Genomic DNA, 11,753 nt, shown 5'->3' on the forward strand with positions numbered 1-11,753 from the left:
CGTTCGAACATATGATCGAGTACATGGCGACTGCCTCTCCGGTGCGCGATGCACCCGCTCCTGCCGCGGGGTGGGCGTCGGGGCCGCTGGGGGCGGTGCAGGCCACCGACCGGGAGATCGCCCGGCAGACCGCGCTGCGGGCGCGGGCGGTGGCCGCGTTCGCCGCGTCCCGGCCGGCGTCGGCCGATCGGCCGCCGGGCTCGCCCGGGGCGATGTCGGCCGAGCGGTGGGCCGCCCGTTCTGACCTGCTGCGGCCGGTGAGCGAGTGGGCCACCGACGAACTCGCGGTGGCCCTGGCGCTGTCCACCCAGGCGGCGCAGGCACTGCTGGAGCGGTCGCTGACCCTGGTGCACCGGCTGCCGGGCACGCTGGCCGCCCTGGAGTCGGGGGCGCTGCACGTGGGGCACCTGGGCCCGCTGATCGGCAGGGTCGCCCCGATCACCGACGACACCGTTCGTACGCAGCTGGAGCGGGATCTGCTGGCCTGGGCGGCGCGGCGGCACACCACGCCGGCGCAGCTGGGCGACAAGGTCCGCCGCGAGGTGCTCAAGCGCACCGCCCGCACCGCGGCCGATGACCTGCTCCGCGCGGTGCGCCGGCGTGGCGTGTCGGCCGGCCCGGACCGGGTGGAGGGGATGAGCGTGGTGTCAGCGCTGCTGACCACCCCCGAGGCCGCCGCCCTGCTCGCCGCGCTGGGTGCCTGTGCCGACGCGCTGCCCGCCGACGGCCGCAGCCGGGGGCAGAAGATGGCCGACTGCCTGCTCGACCTGGTGCTCCGCCCCGGCGAGACGGGGCTGCCGCCGGTGCAGGTGGCGCTGACCGTGGTCGCCCCGGTGGGGGCGCTGCTGGGCGGGGACGCCGCGTGTGAGGTCGACGGGCAGGTGGTGCCGGCCGAGTTGGTCCGCGCGCTGCTGGCCGCCCTCACCGGTCACCGGGCCGCCGCCGACGCCACGGCGACCGACACGGAGCCGGCTGACACGGAGCCGGCTGACACGGAGCCGACCGACCCGGATCTGACCAAGACAGGGCCGAGCGACCCGGAGCCGACTGCCACGGACCTGAAGCCGGCCTCCGGCGGGGACGACGTCCTGGGCTGGGAGGCCCGCGAGCAGGCCGAGCTGGAGGCCTGGTGGGCGCGGATGGAACGCCGCGTGCTGGCCGGCGAGTTCGACGCCGAACCAGCCCCCTGCTACGTCGACGACGAGCCACCTGACCACCTCTACGGCCCGCCACCGGACTCCGGCGACGACCCGCCACCCCACACGTCTCCCGACCCCGGCGACACCCCAAGTCCCGATGGCTGGTGGGCGCGCGCCGACCGCGCCGTCGACCAGGCGAGTGCCGCGCTGCTCGGGCTCGAGCGCGCCCTGGGCCACGCCCGCCGCACGGTGGCCACCGCGCAGCGCGCCGACGCCACCGACGAGGCGGCCTGGGCGGCGAGTCCCGCCGGCCGGATCACCGCCGCCGGGGATGTCCTCGCCCAGCTGGCCGCGGCCACCGACACCGCCCGCGCCGACCTCGCCGCCCTGCTGGATGCCACCGGCGGTGGCGGGCTGGCCGACCGGCCCCGGATCGCGCTCACCCACGCGGCCGGCGGCGCGCTGCTGGCCCTCACCGACCTGCCCGCCCTGCACCGCGCCCACCGACGCGGCCAGGGCCTCACCGCCCCCGGACCCACCGCCGGCTACCGGCCCGGCGCGGCGCTGGACCGGCACGTCCGCGCCCGCGACCGCCGCTGCCGCTTCCCCGGCTGCCGCCGCCCCGTCCCCCGCGCCGGCGAGCTCGACCACGCGGTTCCCTGGCCGGCCGGACCCACCACCGCGGCCAACCTCACCGGCTACTGCACCGGCCACCACCGCGGCAAGCACCAGGCCCCCGGCTGGCGACACACCCTCGCCCCCGACGGCACCCTCACCGTCACCACCCCGTCCGGCCTCACCGCGACCACCACCCCACCGCCCTACTGACCACGGCGACGGGTCCGGCACCGGAAACCGGTGGCGCCGGAGCGGGCCGGCCCGGCACGGTGGCGCCATGGCCGTCGACCACTTCGCCGGGGCCGTCGCCGAGCGCTACGACGCGGCGTCGGCCGAGATGTTCGACCCGGCGGTGATCGGACCGGCCGTCGACCTGCTCGCCGGCCTCGCCGGCGACGGCGCCGCCCTCGAGCTCGGGATCGGCACCGGCCGCCTGGCGCTGCCGCTGCAGGAGCGCGGTGTCCCGGTGCACGGCATCGACCTGTCGCCGGACATGGTCGCCCGGCTGCGCGCCAAGCCAGGCGGGGCGCGGATCCCGGTCACCGTCGGCGACTTCGCGTCCGCGACCGTCGACGACACCTTCACGCTCGTCTACCTGGTCTTCAACACGGTGATGAACCTGACCGGCCAGGACGAGCAGGTCGCCTGCTTCGTCAACGCCGCCCGGCACCTGCGCGCGGGCGGGCACTTCGTCGTCGAGGTCGGCGTCCCCGACCTGCAGCGGCTGCCCCCGGGCGAGCGGGCGCGGCCGTTCCGGCTGTCACCGACCCGGCTCGGCTTCGACGAGTACGACGTAGCCGAGCAGCGGCTGGTCTCGCACCACTACACCGTCACCGACGGGCGCCTGGAGGTCGTCTCGGTGCCGTTCCGCTACGTGTGGCCCGCGGAGCTCGACCTCATGGCGCGTCTGGCGGGCCTCACCCTCGCGGACCGCTGGGAGGACTGGCACCGCCGGCCGTTCACGAACGACAGCCGGTCGCACGTCTCGGTCTGGCAGAAGCCCGCCTGACCGGCGTCACTCCCCCGCCGGCTCGCTGCCGTCGCCGATGGTGGCCACCGCGCGGGCGGCCTCGGGGCCCTCGTCGAGCAGCACGCGCAGCCCGTCGTCGTCGAGGATCGGCACCTTCGCCTGGACGGCCTTGTCGTACTTGCTGCCCGGGTCGGCGCCGACGACGACGAAGCCGGTCTTCTTCGACACCGAGCCGGTGACCTTGCCGCCGCGCTCCTGCACCGCGGCGATGGCCTGGTCGCGGGAGAGGTCGCGCAGCGAGCCGGTGATGACCACGGTGGTGCCGGTCAGCGGCCCGGGCGGGGCGTCCTCACCGGCGTCGGCCAGCCGCACCCCGGCCCGCCGCCACTTCTCCACCACGCCCCGGTGCCAGTCGACGGCGAACCAGTCGCGCACCGAGCGGGCGATCGTGGGACCGACGCCGTCGGCCGCGGCCAGCTCCTCCTCCGACGCGGCCGTGATCCGGTCCAGCGAGCGGAAGTCACGGGCCAGCGCCTGGGCGGCGGTCGGCCCCACGTGCCGGATCGACAGCGCCACCAGCACCCGCCACAGCGGGACGTCCTTGCGGGCCTGCAGGTTGGCCAGCAGCCGCTGCCCGTTGGCCGACAGGGTGCCGTCCTTCTTGGTGAAGAAGGTCGTCCGCGACAGCGCCTCCTCGGTGAGGTCGAAGACGTCGCCCTCGTCCTCGAGCAGCCGCTCGGCCAGCAGCGCGATGGCCGCCTCGTAGCCGAGCACCTCGATGTCGAACGCGCCCCGGCCGGCCATGTGGAACACCCGCTCCCGCAGCTGCGCCGGGCAGGACCGGGCGTTGGGGCAGCGGATGTCGGCGTCGCCCTCCTTCTCGTGCCGCAGCTCGGTACCGCACTCGGGGCAGTGGGTCGGCATGACGAACTCGCGCTCGTCGCCGGTCCGCGCGGCGACCACCGGTCCGAGGATCTCGGGGATGACGTCACCGGCCTTGCGGATGACGACGGTGTCGCCGATGAGGACGCCCTTGCGCTTGACCTCGCTGGCGTTGTGCAGGGTGGCCAGCTGCACGGTGGACCCGGCGACCTTGACCGGCTCCATGTAGCCGAACGGCGTCACCCGGCCCGTGCGCCCGACGTTGACCCGGATGTCGAGGAGCTTGGTCGTCGCCTCCTCCGGCGGGTACTTGAACGCGATGGCCCAGCGCGGCGCCCGCGCCGTCGAGCCCAGCCGCCGCTGCAGGGCGACCTGGTCGACCTTGACGACGACGCCGTCGATCTCGTGCTCGACCGAGTGCCGCTGCTCCCGGTAGCGCTCGATGTAGGCCCGCACCGCCTCCAGGTCGTCGACCACCTCGAACCGGTCGCTGACCGGCAGGCCGAGCGCGCGCAGCCGCTCGTAGGCCTCCGACTGCCGCTCGGCCTCGAAGCCGCGGCGGGCGCCGAGGCCGTGCACGACCAGCCGCAGCGGCCGGGAGGCGGTGATCCGCGGGTCCTTCTGCCGCAGCGACCCGGCCGCGGCGTTGCGCGGGTTCGCGAAGGGCGCCTTGCCCTGCTCGACCATGCCGGCGTTGACCTCGGCGAAACCGCTCACCGGGAAGTAGATCTCGCCACGGACCTCGATCAGCTCGGGCGGGTCGTCGCCGGTGAGCTGCTGCGGGACGTCGTCCATCGTGCGGACGTTGGCGGTCACGTCCTCGCCCGTCGTGCCGTCGCCGCGGGTGGCCGCACGCACCAGCCGGCCGCGCTCGTACACCAGCGCCACCGCGACGCCGTCGACCTTGAGCTCGCACAGCCACGCCACACCGGCACCCGCGTCGCGGGCCACCCGGCTCGCCCAGGCCGACAGCTCGTCACCGTCGAAGACGTTGTCCAGGCTCTGCATCCGCTCCAGGTGCGCGACCGGGGCGAAGGTGGCGGTGAACCCGCCGTTGACCTTCTGGCTCGGCGAGTCGGGGGTGACCAGCGCCGGGTGCTCGGCCTCGATGGCCTTGAGCTCGGCCATGAGCTCGTCGTACTGGCCGTCGCTGACCAGCGGCTCGTCGCGCACGTAGTAGGCGAACGCGTAGCGGTCGAGCTCCTCGGAGAGGTCCCGGTGTCGGGTGCGCGCGTCGTCGGGGACCTCGGTGAGGTCCTCCCGGTCGGCGACCGCGGCGACCTGCGGGGTGTCCAGCTCGGCGTCCGTGCTCACGCCGTCGACCGTATCCGCCGGGTACGACGCCGACCCCTGCACTGCCCGATCGGGTGTCGGTCACTCCGGCAGCAGGTACCGGGCCACCTCGCGGACGTGGGCCATGGCCGCGCGGGCGTACGCGGGGCTCGCCCCGGCCAGGCCGCACGACGGGGTGAGGGTGACCGCCCGGTGCAGGTCGTCGGCGGGGAACCCCAGCTCCCGCCACCAGGCCCGCAGCCGCGAGGCCGTCGCCTTCGGCGCGGGCAGCGGCGCGTCGGTACCGGGCACGACACCGGCGAAGAGGTGGGTGCCGGCCTCCACGGCGGTCCCCAGTGCGTCGAGGTCCTGCACCAGCCCGAGGTCGAACGACAGCGCGGCGGCGCCGGCCGCGCGCAGCAGGTCCAGCGGCGCCCGGTCGGCGCAGCAGTGGACGACGACCGGCCCGGGGACCGCCGCGACGACGGCGGCCAGCTCGCTCTCGACGTCGGGCGCGTCGACGGCGGGCAGCCGGCCGAACCCGCTCGCCGTCGGCAGGCCGCCCTGCAGCACCGCGGGCAGGGACGGCTCGTCGAGCTGGACGACCACCCGCGCCCCCGGGACGCGGGCGGCGACGGCGGCGACGTGTGCGGCGATGCCCTCCGCCAGCGACTGACCCAGGTCGCGCCGGGCGCCGGGGTCGACCACCGCCCGTTCCCCGCGCTCCCGCTCCAGCCCGGCGGCCAGCGTCCAGGGACCGGCGGCCTGCACCTTGAGCGGCCCGCGGTGGTCCCCGGCGACGTCGTGCAGGGCGTCGAGGTCGCGGGCCAGCAGCTCCTGCGCCCGCCGCAGGTCGATCCCGGGGCGCGGCACCAGCCGCCACCCGGCCGGGTTCAGGTCGACGGCGAGGTCGACCAGCAGGGCCGCGCTGCGCCCGATCAGGTCCGCACCCGGACCGCGGGCGGGCAGCTCGGGTAGGTGCGGCAGCCCGGGCAGCTCGCCGAGGACGACCCGCAGCGCCTCGGCCGGGTCGGTCCCGGGCAGCGACCCGACGCCCGAGGCCGGCCCCCACGGTGCGGGGACCGGCCTCGGGTCGGGGTTGGTCTCGGGCTCGGTCGGGGTGGCCACGGCGGCGACGCTAGTACCGCCGCCGCCGTGGCCCGGACGGCCGGGTGGTGCGGTCGGTCAGATGGCCGTGCCGTGGTCGGCGGCCGGCGGGCTGACCGGGGAGTTGGCCTCGAAGAAGGCCACCAGCGCGTCGACGTCGACCGGTCCGACCGTCAGCCCTGTCCCGCCGGTGAAGGCGGTGAACGAGTCACCGCCCGCGGTCAGGAACGAGTTGGCGACGACGCGGTAGGAGGCGGCCGGGTCGACGGTGACGCCGTCGATGCTGATCGAGGTGTCGACCACCCGCTCGCCGTAGGGCAGGTCGAGGTCGTAGGTGTAGGCGAAGCCCTCGGAGGTGCCCAGGACCAGCTGGCTGTTGCGCGGGCCGCCGGGTGCCTGGAACTGCTGCTCCAGCACGTCGTCGATCTGCGCGCCGGTCAGCGTGATCGCGTTGACCGTGTTGCCGAAGGGCTGGACGGCGAACAGCTCACCGAACGTCACCTCGCCGGCCTCGATGTTCGCGCGGACCCCGCCGGGGTTCATGAACGCCACGACCGGGAAGCCGAACTGCTCCTGCTGCATCGCCTGCAGCTGGGCCTCCGCGACGAGGTTGCCGATGGGCTGCTCGGCGCGGCGCTGGGCCGACACCGAGTTGCCGATGAAGTCGGTCGCCTCGCCGACGACGACGTTGCGCGTCTCGGCGGCGCGGGCGTTCCAGTAGTCGACGATCGACTGCACCTCGGGGTCGGCGGCCTCGCGGGTCACCGGCACGTTGGTCGCCGAGTACGTGGCGGAGCGGACGACGTCGCCGGTGGTGCGACTGATCGTCAACCGGATGTCGGTGAGCAGCCGGCCGTAGAACCCGGCCTGGGTCACCAGGCGCGGCTGGCCGCTCGGGTCGGCGAGCCGGCAGTTGTAGGCGGTGTGGCTGTGCGCGCTGACGATGAGGTCGACCGCCGCGGAGGTGCGGGCGTTGATGTCGATGATCGGGCCGGTCAGGCCGGTGCAGTTGTCCACCGCGGGCGCGGCGTTCGGGTCGGTGACCGCGCCGCCCTCGTGGACCAGCACGCCGATCGCCTCGATGCCCTGGCGCTGCAACTCCGGCACCCAGCGGTTGACCGCCTCGGCCTCGTCGATGAAGGTCACGTCGGCCACGCCGTCGGGCGAGACGATGGTCGGGGTGGTCTCGGTGACGACGCCGATGAGCGCGATCCGCTGGTTGGCCGGGGTCCGGAACACCTGGTACGGCGGCAGCATCGGCTGGCCGGTCGCCGTGTCGATCACGTTGGCGGCCAGGTACGGGAACTCGGCGCCGTGGAAGGCGTGCTCGCCCTCGCCGAAGCAGCCGTCGACGCCCGGGGTGATGCCCTCGCAGGCGGTCACGTCGTCGCTGAAGGTGCCGTCGGTGGCTCCGGAGACGCGCCGCAGCTCCTCGGTGCCCCGGTCGAACTCGTGGTTGCCCACGGAGGAGACGTCGAGCCCCATGGCGTTGAGCGCCTCGATGGTCGGCTCGTCCTTGTAGACGCTCGACTCGAAGGAGGAGGCGCTGATCAGGTCGCCCGCGCCGACGAAGAACGACGTCGACGGGCCCTGCGTCGTGTCCTTGAACGTCGTCTGCAGCCGCTCGACCGTGGCAGCGACGTGCTGGGCGCCGCCGACCGGGACGGTGACGTCGTCGGTGTTGCCGTAGACGCCGTCGGGGCCGGGCGAGGTGGCCAGCGACCCGTCGGCGCCGCCCTGCGGGGTGATGCGGCCGTGGAAGTCGTTCATGGCCAGCAGCTGGACGGTGACGTCCTTGGGCGCGGCCTGCGCGGCGGCGGGGACGGCCAGCAGACCGGCCGTGGTCGCCACCGCGACGGCGGCGGCCAGGGGGTAGCGCGTTCGGCGCAAGGGGGTCCTCCGGAGGACGTGCGGGGAGTGGCTCGCCGGACACCGTAGGTGACGAACCGTTCCGACACCAGACCTCTCCGGTGGACCGTCCGGCGGCGTCCGGGTCAGCCGGCGACGGTCCCCTGGCCCAGCACCAGGTCACCGCGGACCGGGTCGGGCGCGTAGAGGACGGCCGACTGCCCGGAGGCGACGCCGCGCTGAGCCTCCGCGAGCGCGAGCACCAGCCCGCCGTCGGCCCCGGCGGTCACCTCGCAGGCGACCGGCGCCGCGTGCGCCCGCAGCTGCACCTCGGCCCGCAGCGGCAGCCGCGGGGCCGGGCCGGTCCAGGTGGGCGGGCCGGTGCGGACGACGTCGACGCCGGCGAGGTCGGCGGTCCCGACGGTCACCGTGCGCGTGACCGGCTCGATGGACAGCACGTAGCGCGGCCGCTGGTCCCCGACGGCGACGCCGAGGCCGCGCCGTTGCCCCACGGTGAACCCGTGGGTGCCCTCGTGCGTGCCCAGGGTGGCGCCCGTGGCGGCGTCGACGACCGGACCCGGCCGCGCGCCCAGTCGCCGGGTGAGGAAGCCGCGGGTGTCGCCGTCGGGGATGAAGCAGATGTCGTGGGAGTCGGGCTTGCCGGCCACGGCGAACCCGCGCTCGGCGGCGAGGGCGCGCACCCGCTCCTTGGTCATCGACCCCAGCGGGAACACCGCCCCGGCCAGCTGGCCCGCGGTGAGCACCCCGAGGACGTAGGACTGGTCCTTGGCCGCGTCCACCGAGCGGCGCAGCTGCCCGTCCTCGAGCCGCGCGTGGTGGCCGGTGACGACCGCGTCGAAGCCCAGCGCCCGCGCCCGGTCGAGCACCGCGGTGAACTTGATCCGCTCGTTGCAGCGCAGGCACGGGTTGGGCGTGCGGCCGGCCGCGTACCCGGCGACGAAGTCGTCGACGACGTCCTCGGTGAACCGCTCGGCGAGGTCCCAGACGTAGAACGGGATGCCCAGCTCGTCGGCGACCCGGCGGGCGTCGTGGGCGTCCTCGACGCTGCAGCAGCCGCGGGCGCCGCTGCGCAGCGTCTGCCGGTCCGGCGAGAGCGCCAGGTGCACGCCGGTGACGTCGTGGCCGGCGTCGACGGCCAGCGCGGCGGCGACGGCGGAGTCCACTCCTCCGCTCATCGCGGCGAGGACGCGCACTACCGCCCCAGCCCGGCGCGGCGGGCGCGCTCCACCACGGGCGCGATCACGGCCAGCAGCGCGCCGACGTCGGCGTCGGTGCTCGTCGAGCCGAGGCTGAACCGCAGCGAGCTGCGCGCCCGGCCGGCCTCCGCCCCGATGGCGGTGAGCACGTGGCTGGGCCGCGCGACGCCGGCGCTGCAGGCGGAGCCGGTCGAGCACTCGATGCCGCGGGCGTCGAGCAGCATGAGCAGCGCGTCACCCTCGGCGCCGGGGAAGGACAGGTGGGCGTTGCCCGGCAGCCGGCCGGGCCCCCCGGCGACGACGTCGTCCAGCGGGGCTCCGTTGAGCTGCGCGTCGGGGACCTGCTCGAGCACGCCGGCCACCAGCCGGTCGCGCAGCACCGTGAGCCGCGCGGCCCGCTCGGGCCGGGAGCGCACGGCCGTGGTGGCCGCGACGGCGAGGCCCACGATGGCCGGGACGTCGAGGGTGCCCGAGCGGACGTCGCGCTCCTGGCCGCCGCCGTGCAGCAGCGGCATGCACTCGGCGTCGCGCCGCAGCAGCAGCGCCCCGGCGCCCATCGGCCCGCCCAGCTTGTGCCCGGTCATGGTGAGCGCGTCGACGCCGCTGGCGGCGAAGTCGACCGGCACCTGGCCCACCGCCTGGACCGCGTCGGTGTGCAGCGGCACGCCCACGGCGTGCGCCACGTCGGCCAGGGCGGCGACGTCGCTGACCGTGCCGATCTCGTTGTTGGCCCACATCACGCTGGCCACCGCGACGTCGGAGCCGTCGCCGAGCGCCTCGGCCAGCGCCCCGGGCGTGACCCGCCCGGTCGGCTCCAGGCGCACCCAGGTGACCTCGGCGCCGTCGTGCTTGGCCAGCCACTCGGCGCTGTCGAGGACGGCGTGGTGCTCGGCCGGGCTGACCACCAGCCGGCGGCGCCGCGAGTCGGCCTCCCGCCGCGCCCAGTACAGGCCCTTGACCGCCAGGTTGTCGCTCTCGGTTCCCCCGCCGGTGAACAGCACCTCCGACGGGCGGGCACCCAGCGCCTCGGCCAGCCGCTCGCGGGACTGCTCGGCGACCCGGCGCGCGGCGCGGCCGCTGGCGTGCAGCGACGAGGCGTTGCCCACCCGGCCCCACTGCTCGGTCACGGCGGCGAGCACCTCGGGGAGCACCGGCGTGGTGGCCGCGTGGTCGAGGTAGGTCACCGGCCCAGGTTAGTCGCGCACGACGGACCTGCCCGGTCGAGCGACCGTGCGCCCGGCCACCCGGGCGCCCAGCAGCGCCGGGAGGGTCAGCACGGCGACCGCCGCGAGCACCGCGGGCCACAGCGGGCCGCCGGCGTCGGCGGCGCCGGCCACCAGGACGCCCGATAGCCCGATGCACAGCGCCGACGCGGTCACGTCGGAGATCTGCAGGGCGGCCGAGTTGGCCCCCCGCTCGGCCTCCGGCGACTGGTCGAGCAGCAGCACCCCGACGCTCGGCATGCCCAGGCCCATGCCGACCCCCGCCAGCGCCCACGTGAGGTACGCCGGCCACCCGCCCAGCGCGGGGACGGCGATCGTCGCCGTGGCGGCCAGGCCCGTCGCCACCACCAGGCACCCGAGCCGGAGCACCCGCTGGCGCGGGACGTCCGGTCGCCGCCCCTGCAGCTGGGCGGCGACGACCCAGCCGACGGCGCCGGCGGTCAGCGGCAGCCCGGCGGTGGCCGCGCTCCACCCGTGCTGCTCGGTCAGGACGAACGGGAGCAGGGCGTCCATGCCGAAGAAGGCACCGGCCAGCAGGCCGCGCGCGGCGACGACGGCCGGGATGCCGGGTCGGGCCCGGACGGTGCCGCGCGGCAGCAGCCGGCGCAGCGCGGCGGCGAGGCCCGCCGCCGCCAGGACGGCGATGACGACGGCGGGCGGGTCCAGCCGCTGCGCGGCGTACTGCAGCGCGGCGATGCCGCCGCCGGCCAGCAGCGCCCACGCCACCCGGCCGTACCCGCGCGGGGCCGCCGGACCGCCGGCGGGCGCCTCGCCGGGACCGGCGGTGAGCAGCAGCGCGAGGCCGGCCGCGACGAGCGGCACCAGCCCCAGGAAGACCGCCCGCCAGCCGATCGAGGTGGTCACCAGCCCGGCGGCCAGCGGCCCGACGAGCGCCGGCAGCACCCAGCCTGCCGCGAAGGCACCGAAGAGGCGGGGGCGCAGCCGGGAGGAGTAGGCCTGTCCGGCGACGACGTAGAGCAGCACGATGACCACGCCGGCCCCGAGCCCCTGCACGGCGCGGCCGAGGACGGCCATGTGCTGGGCGAGGCCGGCGACCAGGAGGCCGGTGGCGAACACCAGCACGCCGGCGAGGACGCCCGGTCCCGGTGGCCGCCGGTCCCCCACCTCGCCGCCGAGGACCATCCCGACGACCGAGGCGACCAGGAAGGCGCTGAAGGGCCACGCGTACCAGGCGACGCCGTCGAGCTCGGCGACCGCGCGCGGCATCGCCGTCCCGACGGCCATCGCCTCGAAGGCGACGAGGGTGACGAGGGTCAGCAGGCCGATCGTCGTCCGTCGGTGGGCGGCGTCCCAGATGCTCGCCCGCTCCGGCTCCCGCCCGTCCACGTCCGCCCGTCCTCGGTCTCGGTCCCTGGAACGCGGGGGGGGGGGGGGGGGGGGGGGGGGGGGGGGGGGGGGGGGGGGGGGGGGGGGGGGGGGGGGGGGGGGGGGGGGGGGGGGGGGGGGGGGGGGGGGG

Annotated in this window: 8 protein-coding genes; 2 read left to right on the top strand and 6 right to left on the bottom strand. The window is 76.3% G+C overall.

Annotated elements, in window-relative coordinates:
• The first annotated feature begins 23 nt into the window (after positions 1-23).
• Both ACI78U_RS12080 and ACI78U_RS12085 read left to right on the top strand, forming a co-directional pair.
• Positions 24-1,967: a DUF222 domain-containing protein gene (locus ACI78U_RS12080; protein WP_456875558.1), complete on the top strand. Its 1,944-nt coding sequence runs from the start codon at positions 24-26 to the stop codon at positions 1,965-1,967.
• A gap of 67 nt (positions 1,968-2,034) precedes the next feature.
• Positions 2,035-2,766 (top strand): class I SAM-dependent DNA methyltransferase, encoded by a 732-nt coding sequence (locus ACI78U_RS12085; RefSeq protein ID WP_456875559.1) that lies wholly within the window; start codon positions 2,035-2,037, stop codon positions 2,764-2,766.
• A gap of 6 nt (positions 2,767-2,772) precedes the next feature.
• On the opposite strand, the gene ligA is transcribed toward ACI78U_RS12085, so the two are convergent.
• From ligA to ACI78U_RS12115, 6 genes are all read right to left on the bottom strand, one after another.
• Positions 2,773-4,923 (bottom strand): NAD-dependent DNA ligase LigA, encoded by a 2,151-nt coding sequence (gene ligA / locus ACI78U_RS12090; protein WP_456875560.1) that lies wholly within the window; start codon positions 4,921-4,923, stop codon positions 2,773-2,775.
• 60 nt (positions 4,924-4,983) lie between these two features.
• Entirely contained in the window at positions 4,984-6,009 is a 1,026-nt protein-coding gene (locus ACI78U_RS12095; RefSeq protein ID WP_456875561.1) for a methionine synthase, read from the bottom strand.
• A gap of 57 nt (positions 6,010-6,066) precedes the next feature.
• Entirely contained in the window at positions 6,067-7,878 is a 1,812-nt protein-coding gene (locus tag ACI78U_RS12100; protein ID WP_456875562.1) for a bifunctional metallophosphatase/5'-nucleotidase, read from the bottom strand.
• Positions 7,879-7,982: 104 nt separating this feature from the next.
• Positions 7,983-9,050, bottom strand: a complete 1,068-nt coding sequence (gene mnmA, locus ACI78U_RS12105) for a tRNA 2-thiouridine(34) synthase MnmA (protein ID WP_456875563.1) — start codon at positions 9,048-9,050, stop codon at positions 7,983-7,985.
• Positions 9,050-10,237 (bottom strand): cysteine desulfurase family protein, encoded by a 1,188-nt coding sequence (locus tag ACI78U_RS12110; protein ID WP_456875564.1) that lies wholly within the window; start codon positions 10,235-10,237, stop codon positions 9,050-9,052. Before ACI78U_RS12110 ends, mnmA begins: the two co-directional genes overlap by 1 nt.
• A 9-nt stretch (positions 10,238-10,246) precedes the next feature.
• Positions 10,247-11,623 (bottom strand): MFS transporter, encoded by a 1,377-nt coding sequence (locus ACI78U_RS12115; RefSeq protein ID WP_456875565.1) that lies wholly within the window; start codon positions 11,621-11,623, stop codon positions 10,247-10,249.
• Positions 11,624-11,753: the final 130 nt, after the last annotated feature.

The sequence above is a fragment of the Geodermatophilus sp. SYSU D00710 genome (assembly GCF_054050195.1).